The organism is Pseudomonas sp. 15C (genome assembly GCF_055484735.1).
The window spans coordinates 109,720-131,859 of the sequence record NZ_JBUDGD010000002.1; the positions used below are offsets into that span (position 1 = coordinate 109,720).

A 22,140-nucleotide genomic window follows, 5' to 3' on the forward strand; every position below is an offset into this window, starting at 1 on the left:
GGATGGGGAGAGTCTGTTGTGTCGGTGTGGGGGTTTTGTGGGGGGAATATGGAGATTGTGTGGAGACTTTTATGGCCCTATCGCGAGCAGGCTCACTCCTACAAGGGAACGCATTTCAAATTGTAGGAGTGAGCCTGCTCGCGATGGCCGCGACTCGGTCTCAAGGCAGGCGCAATGAAACTTCCACACCGCTTTCGACATTGCGAATGCTCAGTGATCCATCATGCAACTTGACCACTTCTTCAACGAAGTTAAGCCCCAACCCGGTGCTCTTGCGCCCACTGTCCGGGCGCGGCAATGAGTAAAACCGCTCGGTCAGGCGCGGCAAGGCGTAATCGGGAATCGGCGCCGTTTCATTGAACAAACGCACCTCGATCTGCTCGCCAACCCGCTCGGCACTCAAGCGCAACAATCCCTGCGCCGGAGTGAAATCCAGAGCATTTTCCAGCAGATTGCCCAACGCCTGTCGCAGCAGAAACGGCTCGCCAATCAGCAACAGATCCTCGCCAATCGCTTGCTCGACACGCAGTTGCTTGCCCTCGATCCGCGCGGCCTGCGCCCGCAGTAACTCTGCGACCAACAGCGCCAGCGGCACTGCCACACGCTCTTCCAGGCCTTGACGTTGTTCGACCTGCGCCAGATTGAGCAAGCGTTCGATCAGCTGCTGCATCCGCGCGCTTTCGCTGTCGATGTTGCTGACAAAGCGCAGCCGCTGGAGGGGCGGCATATCGCTTTGCAGCAACTCCGACGCGCCACGAATCGCCGCCAACGGGCTTTTCAGTTCGTGGGTCAGCGTGTGCACATAGCGCTCGACGTAGGCTTTGCCCTCAAGCTGAGTGCGCATCTGCTCCACCGCAGTGGCGAGCTGTTGCAGTTCGCCGCCGCGATAATGCGGTACTTCCACACGCCGGCCTTCGCTCACCGCCTGGGCATAACCGGTCAGCCGGTGCAGCGCGCGGCTCAGCCACCACGACAGCAACGCACCGAACAACAGACCGAGGCCGATCAGCGCGGCGCCGTAAACCAGCAAGCGCCGCTCGGTGCGATCGACGTAAGGCTGCAACGAGCTGTTCGGTTTGGCCACGGTGACCACCCCGATGATCTTGCCGTTGTCGCGGATCGGCGCGCCGACGTGCATCACCGAGGAGTTCGGATCGTCAGGGTCGCTGCGGCTCGAGCGCGCACCGTATTCGCCGCGCAAGGTCAGGTAGACGTCATTCCAGCGCGAATAATCCTGGCCGACCGCGACGCCGCTGGAGTCGAGCACGACGATGCCTTTGGCGTCGGTCACGTAGATCCGGTGGTTGACCTGATTCTTCGGCAAGCCCCAGATCGTCGCCTGCGGCTGGCGCTCGCCATAGGCGCGCAGCAATTGCGGCCAGCGGTTCTCGCTGAGGGTGCCGGCCTTGAAGTCGTCGCGCAGGATCTCCGCCATCAGGTTGGCGGTGTCGACCAGGGTTTCTTCGGTGGACTGGCGCACGCCGGGGCGGATTTCTTCCATTACCGTGTTGAGCACGAAATACCCGGTCAGGCCGACGAACAGCACATACACCAGAAAAATCCGCAGCCCCAGCGACATCAGCTGTGCCCCGGGCTGTAACTGTAGCCAAGGCCGCGATGGGTCTGGATCGGCTCGGCGTCGGCGCGCACCAGACGCAGTTTGGCGCGCACGCTTTTGATGTGGCTGTCGATGCTGCGCTCGTAACCGGCGTCGGCGGCCACGCCCAGCGCGTCGAGCAGTTGCTCGCGGCTGAAGACCCGCTCGGGTTGTTCGAGCAAGCACTGCAACAGGCGGAATTCGTGACGGGTCAGGCTCAAGGTCTGGCCGCGATAGATGATCTGCACCCGATCGGCATCGATACGAAACAGTGCCGAAGCACCTTCGACCGCCGGGCGCGGCGCCATGCGTTTGAGGATGGCCTTCACCCGAGCGGCAACTTCACGCGGGCTGAACGGCTTGACCACGTAATCGTCAGCGCCGATTTCCAGGCCGACCACGCGATCGATCTCGGCATCCCGTGCGCTGAGAAACAGCACCGGCACTTCGCTGAAACGCCGCAGCTGTTTGCAGGTCTCGAAGCCGCTGATGTCCGGCAGGCCGATGTCGAGAATGAGCAGATCGGCCGGCGTCTGCCGCTGATGTTCCAGCGCCGCCGCGCCGAGGCTCAGCCATGTGGTGCTGAAGCCTTCGCCCTGCAGGGCGAAAATCAGCGTATCGGCAATCGCCGCTTCGTCTTCGACAATCAGGATATGAGGCATGGCGTCCGAGCCCGTAGGTTAAGTGCGCGAACGGTGCCCCAAGCCTGACGTTACGTCAATGAGACCACTTAGCAGTCCGGCTTGTCGGCAGTGAAGCGCCGCGCCGGATTCACTGCTGCGCCAAACTCACGCAAGGCCTTGGCACCGATCAGCAACGGATAGTTGAAGTGGCTGCGGTCGGTCAGGTTGACCTCGACGGTGCGCTTGACGTTGCCCAGGCACAGCTCCAGATCGACCACCGGGCGCTTGGCGACGTCGGTGCTTTCGCCCTCGTCTTCTTCGTCCGAACGGCTCTTGATCTTGCTGATCCGCGCGACCTTGTGTTCGTAGACCTTGTTGCTGGCGTCCTTGGTGGCCAGGCGGAAACGCACCCAGTCATCGCCATCGCGGGTGAAGGTCTCGATGTCCTTGGCCGACAGCGAGGCGGTCAGCGCACCGGTGTCCATCTTGGCCTTGAGCACTTCACCGCCGATTTCCGGCAGCGCGATGTATTCGTAGCGCCCGTACAGGGTCGGCTCGGCGGCCATGACCGGCAGGGCGACGAGGGCAAACAGTGCAAGGAGGGATTTCACGTAAGGGGCTTCCTTGGGAGAGGTTGGGCAACGGGATTTTAGACCGTTGCGCGCTTGATCGTTCCCACGCTCTGCGTGGGCAATGCATCCGGTGACGCTCTGCGTCACAGGGACGCCGAGCGTCCCGGGCGGCGTTACCACGCAGAGCGTGGGAACGATCAGGTTAACGCGACTAAAGTGAAACATTCGTCACCACCGATTTGGCCTGTCGCGCGAAGCTGCTTATCATGGCCCGCCCCTGACACTTCATAGAGTTGCCTATGCGCCGCCTGCTCACCGGCTGTTTCGTCACCCTGCTGCTGTTGCTCAACACCCTGATCCTGATCGGGCCGTTGATGGTGTTTGCCTTGCTCAAGCTGGTCGCACCGGGGCGCTGGCGCGATCATGCGTCCGCGGCGGTGATGTGGATTGCCGAGACCTGGGCCGAGATCGACAAGCTGATCTTCCAGCTGTGCATTCCGACGCAGTGGGACATTCGCGGCGGCGACGATTTGCGTCGCGACACTTCCTATCTGGTGGTCAGCAATCATCAATCGTGGGTCGACATTCCCGCGTTGATCCAGACCCTCAACCGACGCACGCCGTTCTTCAAATTCTTCCTCAAGAAAGAGCTGATCTGGGTGCCGTTCCTTGGGCTGGCGTGGTGGGCGCTGGATTACCCGTTCATGAAGCGCTACACCAAGGCCTTTCTGGCGAAAAACCCGGAATTGGCGGGCAAGGATCTGGAGATCACCAAAGCCGCCTGCGAGCTGTTCAAGCGCCAGCCAGTGACGGTGGTGAATTATCTGGAAGGCACGCGCTACACCTTGGCGAAAAGCACACAGCAGACTTCACCATTCAATCACCTGCTCAAGCCCAAGGCCGGTGGCGTGGCGTTTGTATTGGCGGCGATGGGCGAACAGCTCGATGCCATGCTTGACGTCACGGTGGTGTACCCGCAGGAGAAGATTCCGGGGTTTTGGGATCTGATCAGCGGCAACGTGCCGCGGGTCATCATCGACATCAAGACCCGCGAACTCGATCCCGCGCTGTGGCAGGGTGATTACGAGAAGGACCCGGTGTTTCGCGAGCGCGTCCAGAACTGGGTCAACCAGCTCTGGACCGAAAAGGATCAGCGCATTGCCGAATTGCGCAACCAGCGCCGTTGACTCAGCTGCCGGTGCCGGTGCCCCAGATATTGCCCAGGCTGCTCAGCAGCGAACCGCCGACACCCTGCTGACCGAGGTATTGCAGGAGCACCGGGGCAAACTGGCCGATCATGCCGCTGTCCATGCCAAGCGCACTGAACGCATTGTTCAGGTCGTTGCTGTCCTTGACGTTGCCCAAGGCGTTTTCCAGCCCGGCGGATTTGCCCGACGAACCGAGCAACGCACCCAACGCCGCCAGATTGCCGCTGCCACCGGACAACTTGTCGATGCCTGGCACTTCCTTGGCCAGTTGCGAATAGTCGGTGCTGCTCAACTGATTCTTCGCCAGGCCCAGCATTGCACTGGTGCCGCCCACCGCTTGCTCCGGCGTCACGTCCAGTGCACTCAAGGCGCTGAGCAAGCCGGCAGTTTCCGAGGTCGGCGCAGCAGCAGCGGCCTTGTCGCCACCCTGCATGCCCGATACCGCACCGGCCACGTCATTCAGGCTGAAACCGGCAAACACCGGGCCGGCGGCCAGGGTCAGGAGCGATGCCAAGGCAAAACCGCGTGAAATCTTCATTCAGACATCCTCTCGAGCTGTGAAAACCACCCGGTCGACGGGCAGTAAAACTGCCGGTTTGACCGGGTATCCAGGCGCATGTTCCGGCGCGGCGCATCCATTTTCATCTGGTCTGCGTATATAAAACGTGAAATCCGGACGCCGACATGATGAATGGCACAAGCCCTGTCGCTGAACTAGCCTGTGAACAGTTCGAGCCTCGCCGTCGTGCGCTCACGCTTGTCTGGAGAATGGTCATTTCCATCGCCGACACCGATCAGTTGCGCCAGCTCCTCGCCCAGTGTTCGCTAGGGGATCGGCGTGCTTTTGAAACGCTGTACCGCAGCGTCGGCCCACGCCTGCACGGCGTGGCGCTGCGCTTCATGGGCCGCGCCGATCTGGCCGAAGAGGTGCTGCAGGAAAGCTTCGTGCGCAACTGGCACAACGCCTCGCGCTACGAGGCGCACTTGTCGGCGCCGCTGACCTGGATGATCAACATCACCCGCAATCAAGCCATCGATCAATTGCGCAAGCAGCGCGAGCGGCCGCTGAGCGAGGTTGAGCAAGACGCGCTGTCGGATGAAAGCCCCTCGGCGCACGAGCAATTGAACAGCGCCCGTGAAGCCCAAGCCTTAAACCGCTGCCTGGAAACCCTCGACGGCATGCAGCGCCAATCGATCACTGTGGCGTACTTTCACGGATTGTCCTGTAGCGAACTTGCCGTACATCTGGCCACGCCACTGGGAACCGTCAAATCGTGGATTCGCCGAGGCCTGGAACGCCTGCGCCGGTGCCTTGAATCGTGAACTACCAGACCCCAGCCCTGCGCCGCGCCCTCGCCGCCGACTATGCAATCGGCCTGATGCCTGCGTCGGCGCGGCGGCGCTTTGAACAGTTGCTTGTGGATGACGCGGCACTGCGCCGCGAGCTGGCGCACTGGCAGGAAACCCTCGCCTCTCTCACCGAAGCGCTGCCCGAACGCCCGGTGCCCGACCGCGTCTGGCACGGCATCACCGCGCGCATCGAACCGCAAGTGCTGCACGTACCCGAGAAACGGCCGTTCTGGAAATGGCTGCGGCTCACAGCGGCGGCGTGCTCCATCGTCGCGCTGGTGTTCATTGGCTCGCTGTACGACCGTGACGACGCCCGCTACAGCACCACCCTGTCAACCACCGATGCAAAACCGGCGCTAAAGGTCGAAGCGCATGCGGATTATCTGCAGGTCGAACCGCTGACACTGGCGGCAGTAGATGTGGATCGCAGCCTCGAATTGTGGGCGATTCCCGACGGTGGCACGCCGATCTCGCTGGGCGTGGTTCCGGTCGGGGGCAAGGGCAGGCTCGAGTTAAGCGAGGCGCAGAAAGGGTTGATCGGCAAGCCGATTACGTTGGCGGTAACGCTGGAGCCCAAAGGTGGGTCGCCAACTGGCAAGCCAACCGGACCGGTTCTTTATCAAGGGGCATTGGCTGCTCTTTGATTACGTAGACTGTGAAGACTGTGGTCTTTTTAAGTTCTTTCATTTATTGCCATGAGAGGACAAAAAGGTATGCAAGCTGACGAAATCCAGATCATTGATTAAAACGGAAGACAGCTCCATAAAAACGGCGCCTGACGGCGCCGTTCTCGCGTTGCAGTAAAACCCTACGCCGCACTGAACAACTTATGCGGATCAATCACAAACTTCTTCGGCACGCCGGCATCGAACTCGCCGTAACCTTCCGGCGCCTGATCGAGGCTGATGACCTGCACGCCGACCACTTCGGCAATGTTGATGCGATCCCACATGATCGCCTGCATCAACTGGCGGTTGTACTTCATCACTGGGGTTTGCCCGGTGTGGAAGCTGTGGGACTTGGCCCAGCCCAGACCAAAACGAATGCTCAGGCTGCCCATTTTTGCGGCCGCGTCCACGGCACCCGGATCTTCGGTGACGTACAGGCCCGGGATACCGATCTTGCCGGCAACCCGCACCACGCCCATCAGTGAGTTGAGTACGGTGGCCGGGGCTTCGGCCTTGACGCCGTCGTGGCCGTGGCCGCGGGCTTCGAAGCCGACGCAGTCAACCGCGCAGTCGACTTCCGGCTCGCCGAGCAGTGCAGCGATCTGTTCGTGCAGCGGGGTGTCCTTGGACAGGTCGACAATTTCAAAACCCTGAGCCTTGGCGTGGGCCAGGCGGATGGTGTTGACGTCGCCGATGATCACCACCGCCGCGCCGAGCAGACGTGCCGAAGCGGCAGCGGCCAGACCGACCGGGCCGGCGCCGGCAATGTACACGGTGCTGCCCGGACCGACGCCGGCAGTGACCGCGCCGTGGTAACCGGTCGGGAGGATGTCGGAAAGGCAGGTCAGGTCGCGGATCTTCTCCATGGCCTTGTCGCGGTCCGGCAGTTTCAACAGGTTGAAGTCGGCGTATGGCACCAGCACGTATTCGGCTTGGCCGCCGGTCCAGTCGCCCATGTCGACGTAACCGTATGCGCCACCGGCACGCGCCGGGTTGACGGTCAGGCAGACGCCGGTGTGTTGCTCCTTGCAGGAACGGCAGCGCCCGCAAGCCACGTTGAACGGCACCGAAACCAGATCGCCGATCTTCAGGTTTTCGACGTCGGAGCCTTTTTCGATGACCTCGCCGGTGATTTCGTGACCCAGCACCAGACCGGTCTGCGCCGTGGTACGGCCGCGCACCATGTGCTGGTCGGAGCCGCAGATATTGGTGGAAACCACACGCAGGATCACACCGTGTTCGATCTTCCTGCCGCGCGGGTCCTGCATTTTCGGATAGTCGATTTTCTGTACTTCGACCTTGCCAGCGCCGAGATACACCACACCACGATTGCCAGACATGCTTTCACCTCACTGTTGTTTTTATGGAACCGCGTCGCCCCAAGAAGGGCAGCGCGTTGAGTGCTCGGGTTATTGCTTGTTGGTTTTGCGTTGTTTGTTATGGCCTCATCGCTGGCAAGCCAGCTCCCACAGGTTTCGGGTGGAATCAAATATTGTGTACGACACAAATCCCTGTGGGAGCTGGCTTGCCAGCGATGGCGGCCTAAAGAACGACCGTGCGATTGGCATTGAGAAACACTCTGCGCTCAATGTGATACCCAACCGCCCGCGCCAGCGTCAGCCCTTCGATATCGCGCCCCTTGGCAATCAGGTCCTCGGGGTAATGACTGTGATCCACCGCCTCGACGCCTTGGGCAATGATCGGCCCCTCGTCCAGATCGTTGTTGATGTAATGCGCGGTCGCACCGACCAGTTTCACGCCTTTGTTGTAGGCCTGGTGATACGGCTTGGCGCCCTTGAAGCCGGGCAGCAGCGAGTGGTGGATGTTGATCGCCTTGCCATCGAGCTTGCGGCACAGCTCCGGCGACAGCACCTGCATGTAGCGGGCAAGGATCACCAGTTCGGCGCCGGAATCTTCGATCACCTGCCAGACCTGCCGCTCCTGCGCCGGCTTGTCGTTGGGGTCGAGAGGAAAATGGTAGTAGGGAATCTGGTGCCAGTCGGCCAACGGCTTGAGATCCGGATGGTTGGAGACCACCGCGGCCACATCCATCGACAACTGGCCGATGCGCTGGCGATAGAGCAAATCGTTGAGGCAGTGATCGGCCTTGGACACCATGATCACCACTTTCGGCCGGTAGTTCGGCGCGGTCAGCTCGAACACCATGCCAAAGGCCTGCCCGCGCTCGGCCAGGCCGGCGCGGAAGGATTGTTCGTCGAAGCCGTCGGGCTGGCGGAATTCCACACGAATGAAAAAGCGCCCGGAGAGACGGTCGTCGAACGAATGGTGCTCAGTGACGTAGCAGCCCTGCTCGAACAGAAAACGCGTGACCGCGTCCACGGTGCCGAGGACGCTGGGGCAGTCGGCGGTCAGAATCCATGTGTCTGGGGCGCGGCTCATGGTGCGGTGACTCCTGTTCATTGTGCGGGGTGTCAGGTTTTTCCCTCACCCTAGCCCTCTCCCAGAGGGAGAGGGGACTGACCGAGGTGTTCTTTCGAGCTACGCCGACGTGAAATACCGAGTCGTACTCAAGAGCAATTTCGAGCGAGACTCAAATCTCCCATACGCCAGAGATCGGCTCCCTTTCCCCCTCTCCTCCCTGGGGGAGAGGGCTGGGTGAGGGGGAAAAAATCTCCGGCCCTACACGCAAGCAAGCTCAACACAATTCACTTCAGGCCTGAACACTGAGGCCGTACTCGGCCGAAGCATCCTGCAACCACAACCACCAGTAATCCGAGAAGCTGCGGCGAATCAGCAATTCCCAGGTGTCTTCGGCCGTATGGCGGATCATCAGCTGCGACTTGGCGAACACCGTGCCCACCGCTTTGCCGACCGGAAAGTTGTTCGGGTGCACGTCGTAGCTGGTCGACTTCATCAGCACCTGACGCACGTTCGGCCCGCTCAGTTCGAGCAGTTGCTGGCCGCCGCTGACGTTGACGATTGCGATGTGCAGGTCGCCCAGCGCTTCGCGCAATTTCTGCTCGGCGGCGAACTCTTCACCGCTGGGCACGATCAGCAGCCATTCGTCCGGGCCCATCCATTGCAGGCTGGTTTCACCTTTGACGACGACGCTGAGGGCGCCGGGCAGTTCAATGCCCAGCGCCTTGTGCACACCGGCGGCGAAGGCGGCATCGTGGCCATCGCCACGAATGGTCAGGTGGCCGAGGAGTTTTTTCTCACGCACGATCACGCCGGCGTTCTTGCGTCCCTTGCCGACCAGGCTGGCGAGGTCGGCATGGTGCAGCGACGACTCGGCGCGGGCGCCGGTGGTCGGACGTTGCTGGTACACATTGGCTGTGGTCATAAAGCACCTTCTGAATTCTGACTTGAGCCCTGTGTAGGCAGATCTACCGCTATCGCGAGCAGGCTCACTCCTACAAGGGGTACGCGATCACCTGTAGGAGTGAGCCTGCTCGCGATGAAGTCACCGCGGTGCAACTGCACTCCCCAGGAGCCGACCATCAAATGTTCTGCCGCTCGCCCTTCGGATCGAAGAACACCGAAGAAACGATTTCCGCCTCGATCACGCTGCCATCGGCCAGCGGTGCGAACACCCGCTCGCCCATGCGCTTGAGACCGCCCTTGACCACACCCATGGCAAACGAATAACCGAGGGAGTTGTGCGCGTAGCTGGAAGTCACGTGGCCGACCATGCTCATCGGGATCGCCTGCTTGGTGTTGAACACCAGTTGCGCACCTTCCGGCAGCCATTTGGTTGGATCGACCGGTTTCAGGCCGACCAACTGTTTGCGTTGATCACGCACGCAGTCTTCACGGTTCATCCCACGCTGGCCGATCCACGAGAATGGTTTGGTGCGACCCACACACCAGCCCATGTTCAGGTCGTCCGGGGTCATCGAGCCGTCGGTGTCCTGGCCGACGATGATGAAACCCTTCTCGGCGCGCAGCACGTGCATGGTTTCGGTGCCGTACGGCGTCAGGTTGTACTGCTTGCCGGCCTCGACGATTTTTTCCAGCACGCCCATCGCATAGTCGGCCTGGACGTTGACTTCGTACGACAGCTCACCGGTGAACGAGATGCGGAACACCCGCGCCGGCACGTCACCCACCAGACCTTCTTTCCAGGTCATGAACGGGAATGCTTCGTTGCTCAGGTCGATATCGGTCACGGCACTGAGCAGCTTGCGGCTGTTCGGCCCGGACAGGGTCATGGTCGCCCAGTGGTCGGTGACCGAGGTGAAGTAGACCTTCATCTGCGGCCATTCGGTCTGGTGGTACAGCTCCAGCCATTGCAGTACGCGGGCAGCGCCACCGGTGGTGGTGGTCATGACGAAATGGTTGTCGGCCAGACACGCCGTGACACCGTCGTCGAAGACCATGCCGTCTTCCTTGCACATCAAACCGTAACGCGCCTTGCCCACGTCGAGCTTGGTCCAGGCGTTGGTATACACGCGGTTGAGGAACTCGCGGGCATCCGGGCCTTGAATGTCGATCTTGCCGAGGGTCGAGGCATCAAGCAGGCCGACGCTGTCGCGCACGGCTTTGCATTCGCGCTTGACCGCGGCGTGCATGTCTTCGCCGTTTTTCGGGAAATACCATGGACGCTTCCACTGCCCGACGTCTTCGAACTCGGCGCCGTTCTTCACATGCCAGGCATGCAGCGCGGTGTAGCGCACCGGTTCAAAAATGTGCCCACAGTGACGACCGGCGACGGCGCCGAAGGTCACCGGCGTGTAGTTCGGGCGGAACATCGTGGTGCCCATCTGCGGGATGGTCACGTTCAAGGAGCGTGCGGCAATCGCCAGACCGTTGACGTTGCCGAGCTTGCCCTGATCGGTGCCGAAGCCCAGCGCGGTGTAGCGCTTGACGTGCTCGACCGACTCGAAACCTTCACGGGTCGCCAGTTCGATGCCACCGGCGGTGACGTCGTTCTGCAGGTCGACGAACTGCTTCGGCGCACGTGCCGAGTTTTTCTCGTGGGGCACCTGGAACAGCGCCAGCGTCGGTTCTTCGACGCGGCTCAAGGCTTTCGGCAGCACGCCTTCGACAGTCTGGAAACCGGCTTCAGCAGCAGCGCGCACGCCACCTTCGAAACCGTCAGCCAGAGAATCGCCGAGCGCGTAAACGCCATTGACGCCACCCACGCATACGCGTTTCTGCGGTGCCTCTCCCGGTACGAAACCAAGGATGTCCTCACGCCAGATCGGCTTGCCGCCCAGGTGAGAAGCCAAGTGCACCACCGGGCTGTAACCACCGGAACTGGCAACCAGATCGCAGTCGAGCCATTCGCCCGGGCTGGTTACGGCATGCGCTTTCACATCAATCGCCGCAACACGGGCAGCGGTCACGCGCTTGCTGCCACGCGCTTCGATCACAGCGCTGCCGGTGAGGATGCGAATGCCTTTGGCGCGCGCTTCTTCCACCAGCGCTCCGCGCGGATTGCTGCGGGCATCGGCGATGGCCACCACTTGCAGACTCGCATCGAGCCAGTCCAGCGCCACACGATAGGCGTGATCGTTGTTGGTCGACAGCAGCAGTTTTTTGCCCGGCGCCACGCCATAGCGACGCACGTAAGTCGACACCGCACCGGCAAGCATGTTGCCCGGCACGTCGTTGTTGCCGTAGACCAGCGGACGCTCGTGCGCGCCGGTCGCCAGCACCACACGCTTGGCGCGGACACGGTGGATGCGCTGACGCACCTGGCCGATCGGCGCGCGGTCACCGAGATGATCGGTGAGGCGTTCGTGAATGGTCAGGAAGTTGTGGTCGTGGTAACCGTTGACCGTTGCGCGCGGCAACAGCAGCACGTCCGGGGTGTTCTTAAGTTCAGCGAGGACGCTGGCGACCCACTCCATCGCCGGTTTGCCATCGAGGCTTTCGCGCGAGTCGAGCAGGCTACCGCCGAACTCTTCCTGCTCATCGGCCAGGATCACTCGGGCACCGCTGCGCGCAGCGGCCAGGGCAGCGGCGAGACCGGCCGGGCCGGCGCCGACGATCAGCACGTCGCAGTGCTGGTTCATGTAGTCGTAGGTGTCCGGATCGTTCTCGGTCGGCGAACGGCCGAGCCCGGCAGCCTTACGAATGTACTTCTCGTAAGTCATCCAGAACGATTGCGGGTACATGAAGGTTTTGTAGTAGAAACCCGGCGGCATCAGCTTGCCGCCGACCTTGCCGAGAATGCCCATCATGTCGTTGTTGACGCTCGGCCAGCCGTTGGTGCTGGTCGCGACCAGACCCTGGTACAACGCCTGTTGCGTGGCGCGCACGTTGGGAATCTGCGTGGCTTCGGTGGCGCCAATCTGCAGAATCGCGTTCGGCTCTTCGGCACCGGCGGCGAAGATGCCGCGCGGACGCGAGTACTTGAAGCTGCGGCCGATGATGTCGACGCCGTTGGCAATCAGCGCGGCGGCCAGGGTGTCACCCTCGAAACCTTTGTAGGTCTGGCCGTTGAAGGTGAAGCTCAGCACTTTGTTGCGGTCGATCCGTCCACCGTTGGACAGGCGATTGGTCTGGCTCATACCTTCTCTCCCAGCGCCGTCGTGGCGGTTTTTGCAGTACCAGCCTTGTCGGTGAATTGTGGCTTCTCGCCGATCTTGTAGCTCTCGAGAATCTCGTAGGTCACGGTGTCGCGGGTGACGTTGAAGTACTGCCGGCAACCGGCGACGTGGTCCCACAGTTCGTGGTGCAGACCGCGCGGGTTATCGCGGAAGAACATATAGTCGCCCCACTCCTCGTCGGTGCAGGCGTTCGGGTCCAGTGGGCGCGGGATGTGCGCCTGGCCGGATGCGTGGAATTCCTCTTCGGAGCGCAGTTCGCCGCAGTGAGGACAGAAGATGTGCAACATAGGGATTTCTCCTGTTAGTGGGCGACGGCAGCAGCGCCATGTTCATCGATCAACGCACCGTTGTGAAAACGGTCGATGGAGAAAGGTGCGGCCAATGGGTGCATTTCACCCTTGGCCAGGCTCGCGGCAAACACGTTGCCCGACCCGGGAGTGGCCTTGAAGCCACCGGTGCCCCAACCGCAGTTGAAGAACATGTTCGGTACCGGGGTTTTCGAAATGATCGGGCAGGCGTCCGGAGTGGTGTCGACGATGCCGCCCCACTGGCGGTTCATGCGCACGCGGGACAACACCGGGAACATCTCGACGATCGCTTGCACGGTGTGTTCGATCACCGGGTACGAACCACGCTGGCCATAGCCGTTGTAGCCGTCGATACCGGCGCCGATCACCAGGTCGCCCTTGTCGGACTGGCTGATGTAACCGTGCACGGCGTTGGACATGATCACGCTGTCGATAATCGGTTTGATCGGCTCTGACACCAGCGCTTGCAGCGGGTGGGATTCGATCGGCAGACGGAAACCGGCGAGCTTGGCCATGTGTCCGGAGTTACCGGCAGTGACCACGCCGACGCGCTTGGCGCCGATGAAGCCCTTGTTGGTTTCGACGCCGATGCACACACCGTTTTCCTTGCGAAAGCCGATCACTTCGGTCTGTTGGATCAGGTCCACGCCCAAGGCATCGGCGGCACGGGCAAAGCCCCAGGCCACGGCATCGTGACGGGCGACGCCGCCGCGACGCTGCACGGTAGCGCCCATCACTGGGTAACGGGTGTTCTTCGAGCAGTCGAGGTACGGAATCTCGTCTGCCACTTGCTTGGCGTTGAGCAGTTCACCATCAACGCCGTTGAGGCGGTTGGCGCTGACCCGACGCTCGGAATCACGGATGTCCTGCAGGGTGTGGCACAGGTTGTAGACGCCACGCTGGGAGAACATCACGTTGTAGTTGAGGTCCTGCGACAGGCCTTCCCACAATTTCATCGCGTGTTCGTAAAGGTGCGCCGACTCGTCCCACAGGTAGTTGGAACGGACGATGGTGGTGTTGCGCGCGGTATTACCGCCGCCCAGCCAGCCCTTCTCGACCACCGCGACGTTGGTGATGCCGTGTTCTTTCGCCAGGTAATAGGCGGTCGCCAGACCGTGCCCGCCACCGCCGACGATGACCACGTCGTAGACTTTTTTCGGCGTGGGCGTGCGCCACATGCGCTGCCAGTTTTCGTGGTGGCTGAGCGAGTGTTTGAAGAGGCCGAAGCCCGAATAGCGTTGCATAGTCATTTACTCCAGAACGCTCAGCGATAAACCGGGAAGTCTGCGCACAGGGCCGACACCTGTTGGGCGACATTGGCCTCGACATCGGCGTCACCGAGGTTGTCGAGGATGTCGCAGATCCAGCCGGCAAGGGTTTCGCACTGGCTGACCTTGAAGCCACGGGTGGTCACCGCCGGGGTGCCGATGCGCAGGCCCGAGGTCACGAACGGCGACTGCGGGTCGTTCGGCACGGCGTTCTTGTTCACGGTGATGTGAGCGCGGCCGAGGGCAGCATCAGCGTCCTTGCCGGTCAGGCCCTGACGGATCAGGCTGACCAGGAACAAATGGTTATCGGTGCCGCCGGACACCACATCGTAGCCACGTTTGATGAACACGCTGGCCATCGCCTGAGCGTTGTCGATCACTTGTTGCTGATAGGCCTTGAAGCCTGGCTCCAGCGCTTCCTTGAAGCACACCGCTTTGCCAGCGATGACGTGCATCAGCGGGCCGCCCTGGGCGCCGGGGAATACTGCGGCGTTGAGCTTCTTTTCGATCTCTTCGTTGGACTTGGCCAGGATCAGCCCACCGCGTGGACCGCGCAGAGTCTTGTGGGTAGTGGTGGTGACCACGTCGGCGTACGGCAGCGGGTTCGGGTACAGACCGGCGGCGACCAGACCGGCAACGTGGGCCATGTCGACGAACAGCAGCGCACCGACCTTATCGGCGATCTGGCGGAAGCGTGGAAAATCCAGAGTCTTCGAGTAAGCGGAGAAACCGGCGACGATCATTTTCGGCTTGGATTCGACGGCGAGACGCTCGACCTCGTCGTAATCGATCAGCCCGGTGTCGGTGTTGATACCGTACTGCACGGCGTTGTAGAGCTTGCCCGAGGACGACACTTTCGCGCCGTGGGTCAGGTGGCCGCCGTGGGCCAGGCTCATGCCGAGGATGGTGTCGCCCGGCTGGATCAGCGCCAGGTACACCGCGCTGTTGGCCGACGAACCGGAGTGCGGCTGGACGTTGGCGTAATCGGCGCCGAACAGTTGCTTGGCGCGTTCGATCGCCAGCGCTTCGACCTTATCGACGTGCTCGCAGCCACCGTAGTAGCGCTTGCCCGGATAGCCTTCAGCATATTTGTTGGTCAGGCCACTGCCTTGCGCCTGCATGACGCGCTTGCTGGTGTAGTTCTCCGACGCGATCAGCTCGATGTGATCTTCCTGACGTTGCTCCTCGGCATTCATCGCCGCCAGCAGTGCATCGTCGTAACCCTGGATCTGGTCTTGCTTGCTGAACATCGCGTCTCTCCCAGCGGCATCTGTGCGCCATTCGTCTCGGTAAGGCACCGGCAATCGCAGCGGTGCCCTTTGATGCGATGGTATGACCGGCACAGACAGCTCAAATGCCTGCGCGCGCCACGCAAAGGTGCGTTTACGACATGGCTGGAAATGCGTTTTCCAGACTCGATCTGGAAAACACTGGAGAACCTTGTGGGAGCTGGCTTGCCAGCGATGGCGGTGTCATATCCGGCATCGATGGCGGCTGGCCCACAGCTATCGCTGGCAAGCCAGCTCCCACAGGGTTAAGCGGTGATTTGACGGATGAGTTGCAGTAGCAGGAAATGTGCTGGATACAGCGCATACGCCCACCGGCGCATCGGTGGCGACTGAAGATGTCGCCCATGTCGCAACAGGAACATCCCCAGCATTGGCGCCAACAGACAAACCGCCAGACCGACAATCGCCACGTGATTGCCGAACCGCGCCGATTCGAGCAATACCTGCCATTGATTGGCAGCGAGACAGATCAGGCCCGGCAGCAGAGCAAAATACCAGGTGCGGCGAAACACCCACAGCATCGCGAAGGGCAGCAGAACGCCGAAAAAACCAAACATCAGTCGTTCTGAAAAAACCGCCGCGGCCACCAACGCAGCGGCTGCCAGCATTCGCGATACCGACGAGGAGTCCTGCCAACCGCGCGCCACCAACAACCCCAGCGCCAGCGTCGGCATCACGTTCAACGTGTCAGGATCAGCAATGTACAAGCGATACGGAATTTCACTGACGGCGCTGAACAGCAACAACCAGCCCAGATAGCGCCACTCCATTTTTCGCGAACCGTCGCGCGAAAGATTCGCCGCCATCGCCAGGCAGAACCACGGAAAGGCCAGTCGCCCCGGCACGTACAGCCAATCGGCGGAAAAGCCGACATATCGCAAGTGATCAAGGACCATACTCAATAGCGCCAGCCACTTGAGCAGATCCAGCGCACCGTCGCGTCGGCTCAGGTGCATAATCGGCTCATAAACTGGTAATTTCCTGCACCCGACATCGCATGTGCTCCCCGGAAGATCTTCGGTAAAGTGCGCATCTTCATTGACCACGAGCCTTCACAAGAGTCTCGATTACGGAAGCCGGCCATGACCGACAAGAGCCAACAATTCGCCAGCGACAACTATTCCGGTATCTGCCCGGAAGCCTGGGCTGCCATGGAACAGGCCAATCACGGCCACCAGCGCGCCTATGGCGACGATGAATGGACCGCCCGCGCGGCCGATCATTTCCGCAACCTGTTCGAAACCGACTGCGAAGTGTTCTTCGCCTTCAACGGCACCGCCGCCAACTCGCTGGCCCTGTCGTCGCTGTGCCAGAGTTACCACAGCGTGATCTGCTCGGAAACCGCCCATGTCGAAACCGACGAATGCGGCGCCCCGGAATTTTTCTCCAACGGTTCGAAACTGCTGATCGCCGGCACCGAAAACGGCAAGATCACTCCGCAGTCGATCCGCGAAGTCGCGCTCAAGCGCCAGGACATTCACTACCCGAAACCGCGTGTGGTGACCCTGACCCAGGCCACTGAAGTCGGCAGCGTCTACACCCCGGAAGAAGTCCGCGCGATCAGCGCCACCTGCAAGGAGCTGGGCCTGCACCTGCACATGGACGGCGCGCGGTTTTCCAACGCCTGCGCATTCCTCGGCTGCTCGCCCGCTGATCTGACCTGGAAGGCCGGCGTCGATGTGCTCTGCTTCGGCGGCACGAAAAACGGCATGGCGGTGGGTGAGGCGATTCTGTTCTTCAACCACAAACTGGCTGAAGACTTCGATTATCGCTGCAAACAGGCCGGGCAACTGGCGTCGAAAATGCGCTTCCTGTCGGCGCCCTGGGTCGGCATTCTGGAAAACGGCGCCTGGCTCAAATACGCCCGCCACGCCAACCACTGCGCGCAACTGCTGGCCGAGCTGGTCAGCGACATACCCGGCGTCGAACTGATGTTCCCGGTCCAGGCCAACGGCGTGTTCCTGCAACTGTCGGAACCGGCCATCGCCGCGCTGACTGCGAAGAACTGGCGTTTCTACACCTTCATCGGCAAGGGCGGCGCACGGTTCATGTGCTCCTGGGACACCGAAGAAGAACGCGTGCGCGAACTGGCGCGTGACATTCGCGAAGTGATGTCGGCCTGACGCAAAGCAAGAAGCCCCTAACCCTGGCCCTCTCCCAGAGGGAGAGGGGACTGATTGGGGGACGCTCAAGCATTGCGCCGACCTGAACGTGAAGTGTTGAATCCATAATCGACACGGTGTCTCAGGTCGGTGAGAGCGACAGACACCTCGGTCGGCCCCCTCTCCCTCTGGGAGAGGGCTGGGGTGAGGGGCGAGCCGGACGCCGAAGCCCGCCTTACTCAGAACTCAATCCGCACATCACCTTTAGGCACGCTGCAGCAAGAAAGGATGAAACCCTCGGCCTCGTCATCCTCGGTTATCCCGCCGTTGTGCTCCATCTCCACTTCGCCACCGAGCTTCATCACCTTGCACGTTCCGCAAATGCCCATGCCGCAGGCTTTCGGGATCATCAAGCCCAGCTTGGCCGCCGCCGCGTGCACGGTTTCGCCCGGTGCCACGCGGATGCTCTTGCCGGAGGCGGTGAATTCGACTTGATGCAGATCCGCCGCGTCGATTTCCGGCGCATCGGCTGCCTGCTCGGCCTGTTCCACCGCGTCGGCACGCGCTTCCGGTGGCGTAGCGCCGAACGATTCCTCGTGATAACGCGACATGTCGTAGCCGGCGTTTTCCAGCAGGCGCTTGACTGCGGTCATGTACGGCGTCGGGCCGCAGCAGAACACTTCGCGTTCGAGGAAGTCCGGCACCATCAGCTCAAGCATCTTGTGGTTGAGGTAGCCGCGATAACCGGCCCATGGCTCACCGAGGCCATGTTTCTCGCAGATCAGGTGCAGGCTGAAGTTGTCGATCCGCGACGCCATGTGTTCCAGCTCGCGGTGATAAATGATGTCCTTCGGCGAGCGGGCGCTGTGGATGAAGGTCATGTCGACATTGGCGTTGGTGTCGTAGAACCAGCGCGCCATCGACATGCACGGGGTGATACCGACGCCACCGCTGAGGTACAGAACTTTCGGGCTCGGGAAATCGATGGCATTGAACAACCCGACCGGGCCATGCACCGCCAGCTCCTGCCCCTCGTGAAGGGTATCGTGCAGCCAGTTGGACACCTTGCCGCCCGGCACGCGCTTGATGGTTACCGAAAAGCTGTAGGGCACCGAGGGCGAGCTGGAAATGGTGTATGAGCGCATGACCGGCTGGCCTTCGATTTCCAGCTCCAGGGTGACGAACTGCCCCGGCTTGAAAAAGTACATGATCGGCTGATCGGCCATGAAGCAGAAAGTGCGCACATCCCAGGTTTCCTGGATGACTTTGACGCAACGGACAATGTGTCGGCCATTGGCCCAGGTCTGGGTGGTGACCGGATTCAGGAAGCTGTTGGACATGCTGTTCTCCACGGCCGACTGTCGGCCTCATGTCGGCGATTCTGCGTATAGCGCGGACCGCGCGTTTACCTATCCGCGACATTGACATGCTTATCGCGACCAGCCCTTGAACACCGGGGCTTGCGCGTCGGGAACAGATTGCACCATGTCGCCCATGGATAAGGTTCGGGGCAGCGCCGGCCCCACACTCGCCCCAACACAAGACGACTTCTTTACACCTTGCGTAGCAACCGTTTTGCAGCACACCTGATCAGCCACTTTCGCCGGCCACGCAGAGGGCCATGAGGATTACATCGATGGACGTCACCGCAAAAATCAGCCTGGGCGATCCGCTGGAACCCGCACGCAAGGCCACCGCACAGATGCTTCAGGAGCGCGAGCGGACCTTTTCCCTGCCGCAGCCGTTCTACAGCGACGAGCGCCTGTTCGATATCGACATGCAGGAGATCTTTCAGAAAGAGTGGTTGATCGCCGGCATGACCTGCGAAATCCCGGCCAAGGGCAACTACCTGACCCTGCAGGTCGGCAAGAACCCGATCATCGTCATTCGTGGCGCCGAAGGCGTGGTGCACGCGTTCCATAACGTCTGCCGCCACCGTGGCTCGCGCCTGTGCACCAGTGAAAAAGGCAAGGTCGCCAAACTGGTCTGTCATTACCACCAGTGGACGTACGAACTGGACGGTCGCTTGCTGTTCGCCGGCACCGAGATGGGCGCCGACTTCGACATGAAGCAGTACGGCCTCAAACCGGTGAACGTGAAAACCGCCGGCGGCTACATCTTCATCAGCCTGGCCGAGAATCCGCCGGCCATCGATGACTTCCTGTCGACGCTCAACCATTACATGGAACCGTACGACATGGAGAACACCAAGGTGGCGATCACCACCACCTTGATGGAAAAGGCCAACTGGAAACTCGTCCTGGAAAACAACCGCGAGTGCTACCACTGCAACGCGTCGCACCCGGAACTGCTGAAAACCCTGCTGGAATGGGACGACGTCACCGATCCGCGCGCCGATCAGGCATTCAAGGACCACGTCGCCGCCTCCGCCGCGGCTTGGGAAGCCGAGAAGATTCCGTACGCCCACGCCAGTTTTGGCCTGCGCAACCGCATCGTGCGCATGCCGCTGCTCAAGGGCACCGTGTCGATGACCCTCGATGGCAAGCAGGGCTGCGCCAAATTGATGGGCCGGATCAAGAACCCGGACCTGGGTTCGATGCGCATCCTGCACCTGCCGCATTCGTGGAACCACTGCATGGGCGACCACATCATCGTCTTCACTGTATGGCCGATCAGCGCCCAGGAAACCATGGTCACCACCAAATGGCTGGTGCACAAGGACGCCGTTGAAGGGGTCGATTACGATGTGGAGCGCATGCGTCAGGTATGGGACGCCACCAACGATCAGGACCGTCGCCTGGCAGAAGAGAACCAGCGCGGGATCAACTCCACCGCCTACCAGCCGGGGCCCTACTCGAAGACTTATGAGTTTGGCGTGGTCAACTTTGTCGACTGGTACAGCGAGCGGATGTTGAACAACCTTGGGGCTGAGCCAGCACCGTACCTCAAAGGCGTTCCTGTTCAAGGCTAAAAAAAGTATCGCGAGCAGGCTCACGCCTACAGTTTGGAATGCGTTCCCCTGTAGGAGTGAGCCTGCTCGCGATAGCTATTTAACATTCACCACATCCCCAAACCTTAATTGCGCAAATTCTGATCAACCACCCCGTCAGCCATACCCTGCAAGCCCCCCAGCCTTCCGCAAACAAGTTATCCACATACCCACCCACAGCAATTGGGGGTAACTGTGGATGAAGTGAAAAATATCCTGCTGATTTGCAAAGAAAAACCGTGACTTATTCAGAATCATGGTTTCTGAAAACGGCTGATCACTTTTTGAACAGATCTCTACAGATCAGGTTTTTAAAGGCCTGTAGCGGGTAGCGAACACGTTATCCACAGAAGCGCCAACAGAGATCGGGGGTAACTTCGCTTGTTCTGTGGAAAAGCGTGCAAGGCTGGGGAAAAGACCCCGTGCATGGCGCTTTTACTGCAGAACGGCTTCATTTGATCAAAATTTGACCATCCCCTTGTAACCCCCGTTTCATAAGGGGTGTAGAGGACAGCGAACATGTTGTCCACAGAAGCGCCAACAGGGATTGGGGGCAAGTTTTCGCACGGCCTTGTAAAAAACCTCTGAAAATCCGTAGGTTACACTGATCACTTTTTGATCATTGGGGTGGAAGGCTTGATTGGCTTGGCATGCAGGGAGGGGCGAACATGTTATCCACAGACTCGCCAACAGGGATTGTGGGTAAGCAGCCTACCCTCACCCCAGCCCTCTCTCCAAGGGAGAGGGAGCAGACCGAGTCGACTCGTAAAGGTACATCGAACAGAACGATCGAGGCGGTCTCAGTTTGGCCAAACCAAGGCCATCGCAACGTCGCAGGTCGATGTAATTGGCCAATTCACCACGGTAGGTCCCCTCTCCCTCCGGGAGAGGGCTAGGGTGAGGGGCTTCTCAGCGCACCACACCCTCTTCGATCAGCAATTTGAGGATGGCTTCGGCACCCGCCTGCGCGGTAACACCTTTCAAAACCTGCCCACCGCCACCACTGGCCTTCGCCGTGGCAGCCTTCATCCGGTCAGCCCCGCTCTTGGCCTTGATCACTTTCAAACGCTTGGGCCGTGGCTTGGCAGGCTGCAGCGTGGCGACGGCCAGGAGTTGGTCGTCCACCACCTCGACTTCATTGGCCTGCAACTCGCCCCGTCGCGCCGGCCCATAAGCACTCTGCCGAGGTTTCGGCGCAGCGTTATCCACAGTCGCCAGAAACGGCAGCTTCACCTTCAAGCGTCGACGCTGCCCACGCGGCAACGCTTGCAGCACCAGCGCCGAACCGTCGTTGATCGACTCCACCTGCGCCAGCCCGACCACCAGTGGCCAGCCCAGGCCTTCGGCCAGCAGAAACGGCAGCATCCCCGAACCTTCGCCGGTTTCCGCCTGACTGCCGGTCAATACCACCTGCGCACCTGCATCACGCAGGTACGCCGTCAGCGCCGGCAACGCATCGGCGCCAGCCGGTTGTTCCAGCACGTGCATCTGCTCAAGACCCATGCCCAGATACGCGCGCAGGGCCGGTTCGGCGATGTCGCCGGCGTGCAGCACTTGCAGGTTATCCCCAGCCAGTTGCAAGCCCAGCTCGACCGCGCGGGCGTCCTGTTCGGCGCGCCGTGGCCGGCCGGAGGTAGGATGGGCGCCAATCGAGACCAGACTGATAACGTTCGTGTTCATAGGGTTT

Annotated in this window: 19 protein-coding genes; 5 read left to right on the forward strand and 14 right to left on the reverse strand. The window is 61.0% G+C overall.

Annotated elements, in window-relative coordinates:
• Positions 1 to 160: 160 nt before the first annotated feature.
• The 3 genes from creC to rloA2 form a co-directional block, all read right to left on the reverse strand.
• A complete protein-coding gene (creC, locus tag ACYYKW_RS01960; protein WP_090286954.1) occupies positions 161 to 1,579 on the reverse strand; it encodes a two-component system sensor histidine kinase CreC in 1,419 nt (472 codons plus the stop codon).
• The gene (gene creB, locus ACYYKW_RS01965) at positions 1,579 to 2,259 is read right to left on the reverse strand and encodes a two-component system response regulator CreB (protein ID WP_093097625.1); all 681 of its coding nucleotides are present in this window, start codon (positions 2,257 to 2,259) and stop codon (positions 1,579 to 1,581) included. The genes creC and creB overlap by 1 nt, the downstream gene beginning before the upstream one ends.
• Before the next feature lie 68 nt (positions 2,260 to 2,327).
• A complete protein-coding gene (rloA2, locus tag ACYYKW_RS01970) occupies positions 2,328 to 2,831 on the reverse strand; it encodes a retropepsin-like aspartic peptidase RloA2 (protein ID WP_090286958.1) in 504 nt (167 codons plus the stop codon).
• Positions 2,832 to 3,091: 260 nt separating this feature from the next.
• On the opposite strand from rloA2, the gene ACYYKW_RS01975 reads away from it, so the two are divergent.
• The gene (locus tag ACYYKW_RS01975) at positions 3,092 to 3,979 is read left to right on the forward strand and encodes an acyltransferase (RefSeq protein ID WP_464989291.1); all 888 of its coding nucleotides are present in this window, start codon (positions 3,092 to 3,094) and stop codon (positions 3,977 to 3,979) included.
• Between the two features lies 1 nt (position 3,980).
• Here ACYYKW_RS01975 and ACYYKW_RS01980 read toward each other — a convergent pair whose 3' ends face one another.
• A complete protein-coding gene (locus tag ACYYKW_RS01980) occupies positions 3,981 to 4,538 on the reverse strand; it encodes a DUF2780 domain-containing protein (RefSeq protein WP_090286962.1) in 558 nt (185 codons plus the stop codon).
• A 149-nt stretch (positions 4,539 to 4,687) separates the two neighbouring features.
• Between ACYYKW_RS01980 and ACYYKW_RS01985 the strand changes: the two genes are divergently transcribed.
• The gene (locus tag ACYYKW_RS01985; RefSeq protein WP_464989355.1) at positions 4,688 to 5,323 is read left to right on the forward strand and encodes a sigma-70 family RNA polymerase sigma factor; all 636 of its coding nucleotides are present in this window, start codon (positions 4,688 to 4,690) and stop codon (positions 5,321 to 5,323) included.
• Entirely contained in the window at positions 5,320 to 5,994 is a 675-nt protein-coding gene (locus ACYYKW_RS01990; RefSeq protein WP_464989292.1) for an anti-sigma factor, read from the forward strand. The genes ACYYKW_RS01985 and ACYYKW_RS01990 overlap by 4 nt, the downstream gene beginning before the upstream one ends.
• Positions 5,995 to 6,158: 164 nt before the next feature.
• Here the strand turns inward: ACYYKW_RS01990 and fdhA are convergent, their stop codons facing one another.
• The 8 genes from fdhA to ACYYKW_RS02030 form a co-directional block, all read right to left on the reverse strand.
• On the reverse strand, positions 6,159 to 7,358 hold the full coding sequence (gene fdhA / locus ACYYKW_RS01995) for a formaldehyde dehydrogenase, glutathione-independent (protein WP_090286964.1): 1,200 nt from the start codon (positions 7,356 to 7,358) through the stop codon (positions 6,159 to 6,161).
• Between the two features lie 202 nt (positions 7,359 to 7,560).
• The gene (gene purU, locus ACYYKW_RS02000) at positions 7,561 to 8,418 is read right to left on the reverse strand and encodes a formyltetrahydrofolate deformylase (protein ID WP_464989293.1); all 858 of its coding nucleotides are present in this window, start codon (positions 8,416 to 8,418) and stop codon (positions 7,561 to 7,563) included.
• A 271-nt stretch (positions 8,419 to 8,689) separates the two neighbouring features.
• Positions 8,690 to 9,322 carry a sarcosine oxidase subunit gamma gene (locus ACYYKW_RS02005; RefSeq protein ID WP_093097608.1) on the reverse strand — a complete coding sequence of 211 codons (633 nt, stop codon included), beginning with the start codon at positions 9,320 to 9,322 and terminating at the stop codon, positions 8,690 to 8,692.
• A 157-nt stretch (positions 9,323 to 9,479) separates the two neighbouring features.
• Positions 9,480 to 12,497 carry a sarcosine oxidase subunit alpha gene (locus tag ACYYKW_RS02010; RefSeq protein ID WP_464989294.1) on the reverse strand — a complete coding sequence of 1,006 codons (3,018 nt, stop codon included), beginning with the start codon at positions 12,495 to 12,497 and terminating at the stop codon, positions 9,480 to 9,482.
• Positions 12,494 to 12,823 (reverse strand): sarcosine oxidase subunit delta, encoded by a 330-nt coding sequence (locus ACYYKW_RS02015; RefSeq protein ID WP_016772830.1) that lies wholly within the window; start codon positions 12,821 to 12,823, stop codon positions 12,494 to 12,496. Before ACYYKW_RS02015 ends, ACYYKW_RS02010 begins: the two co-directional genes overlap by 4 nt.
• Positions 12,824 to 12,837: 14 nt before the next feature.
• Entirely contained in the window at positions 12,838 to 14,088 is a 1,251-nt protein-coding gene (locus tag ACYYKW_RS02020; protein WP_003177603.1) for a sarcosine oxidase subunit beta, read from the reverse strand.
• 20 nt (positions 14,089 to 14,108) lie between these two features.
• Entirely contained in the window at positions 14,109 to 15,362 is a 1,254-nt protein-coding gene (gene glyA, locus ACYYKW_RS02025) for a serine hydroxymethyltransferase (RefSeq protein WP_090286973.1), read from the reverse strand.
• A gap of 284 nt (positions 15,363 to 15,646) precedes the next feature.
• Positions 15,647 to 16,357 carry a TraX family protein gene (locus tag ACYYKW_RS02030; protein ID WP_464989356.1) on the reverse strand — a complete coding sequence of 237 codons (711 nt, stop codon included), beginning with the start codon at positions 16,355 to 16,357 and terminating at the stop codon, positions 15,647 to 15,649.
• Positions 16,358 to 16,483: 126 nt separating this feature from the next.
• Here ACYYKW_RS02030 and ACYYKW_RS02035 point away from each other — a divergent pair, with 126 nt between their 5' ends.
• Entirely contained in the window at positions 16,484 to 17,524 is a 1,041-nt protein-coding gene (locus ACYYKW_RS02035) for a threonine aldolase family protein (RefSeq protein ID WP_090286977.1), read from the forward strand.
• Positions 17,525 to 17,742: 218 nt separating this feature from the next.
• Here the strand turns inward: ACYYKW_RS02035 and gbcB are convergent, their stop codons facing one another.
• Complete coding sequence (gene gbcB / locus ACYYKW_RS02040) at positions 17,743 to 18,843, reverse strand: glycine-betaine demethylase subunit GbcB (protein WP_093097600.1); 1,101 nt, start codon at positions 18,841 to 18,843, stop codon at positions 17,743 to 17,745.
• Positions 18,844 to 19,139: 296 nt separating this feature from the next.
• Here gbcB and gbcA point away from each other — a divergent pair, with 296 nt between their 5' ends.
• Complete coding sequence (gene gbcA, locus ACYYKW_RS02045) at positions 19,140 to 20,435, forward strand: glycine-betaine demethylase subunit GbcA (protein WP_016772823.1); 1,296 nt, start codon at positions 19,140 to 19,142, stop codon at positions 20,433 to 20,435.
• A gap of 927 nt (positions 20,436 to 21,362) precedes the next feature.
• Here the strand turns inward: gbcA and etfB are convergent.
• Complete coding sequence (etfB, locus tag ACYYKW_RS02050) at positions 21,363 to 22,133, reverse strand: electron transfer flavoprotein subunit beta (RefSeq protein WP_336356690.1); 771 nt, start codon at positions 22,131 to 22,133, stop codon at positions 21,363 to 21,365.
• Between the last annotated feature and the right edge of the window lie 7 nt (positions 22,134 to 22,140).

Bases quoted from the DNA above. Each gene is read 5' to 3' on its own strand.
- creC (WP_090286954.1), bottom strand. From the start codon at position 1,579: ATGTCGCTGGGGCTGCGGATTTTTCTGGTGTATGTGCTGTTCGTCGGC.
- creB (WP_093097625.1), bottom strand. From the start codon at position 2,259: ATGCCTCATATCCTGATTGTCGAAGACGAAGCGGCGATTGCCGATACG.
- ACYYKW_RS01975 (WP_464989291.1), top strand. From the start codon at position 3,092: ATGCGCCGCCTGCTCACCGGCTGTTTCGTCACCCTGCTGCTGTTGCTC.
- ACYYKW_RS01980 (WP_090286962.1), bottom strand. From the start codon at position 4,538: ATGAAGATTTCACGCGGTTTTGCCTTGGCATCGCTCCTGACCCTGGCC.
- ACYYKW_RS01985 (WP_464989355.1), top strand. From the start codon at position 4,688: ATGAATGGCACAAGCCCTGTCGCTGAACTAGCCTGTGAACAGTTCGAG.
- fdhA (WP_090286964.1), bottom strand. From the start codon at position 7,358: ATGTCTGGCAATCGTGGTGTGGTGTATCTCGGCGCTGGCAAGGTCGAA.
- purU (WP_464989293.1), bottom strand. From the start codon at position 8,418: ATGAGCCGCGCCCCAGACACATGGATTCTGACCGCCGACTGCCCCAGC.
- ACYYKW_RS02005 (WP_093097608.1), bottom strand. From the start codon at position 9,322: ATGACCACAGCCAATGTGTACCAGCAACGTCCGACCACCGGCGCCCGC.
- ACYYKW_RS02010 (WP_464989294.1), bottom strand. From the start codon at position 12,497: ATGAGCCAGACCAATCGCCTGTCCAACGGTGGACGGATCGACCGCAAC.
- ACYYKW_RS02015 (WP_016772830.1), bottom strand. From the start codon at position 12,823: ATGTTGCACATCTTCTGTCCTCACTGCGGCGAACTGCGCTCCGAAGAG.
- ACYYKW_RS02020 (WP_003177603.1), bottom strand. From the start codon at position 14,088: ATGCAACGCTATTCGGGCTTCGGCCTCTTCAAACACTCGCTCAGCCAC.
- glyA (WP_090286973.1), bottom strand. From the start codon at position 15,362: ATGTTCAGCAAGCAAGACCAGATCCAGGGTTACGACGATGCACTGCTG.
- ACYYKW_RS02030 (WP_464989356.1), bottom strand. From the start codon at position 16,357: ATGCACCTGAGCCGACGCGACGGTGCGCTGGATCTGCTCAAGTGGCTG.
- ACYYKW_RS02035 (WP_090286977.1), top strand. From the start codon at position 16,484: ATGACCGACAAGAGCCAACAATTCGCCAGCGACAACTATTCCGGTATC.
- gbcB (WP_093097600.1), bottom strand. From the start codon at position 18,843: ATGTCCAACAGCTTCCTGAATCCGGTCACCACCCAGACCTGGGCCAAT.
- gbcA (WP_016772823.1), top strand. From the start codon at position 19,140: ATGGACGTCACCGCAAAAATCAGCCTGGGCGATCCGCTGGAACCCGCA.
- etfB (WP_336356690.1), bottom strand. From the start codon at position 22,133: ATGAACACGAACGTTATCAGTCTGGTCTCGATTGGCGCCCATCCTACC.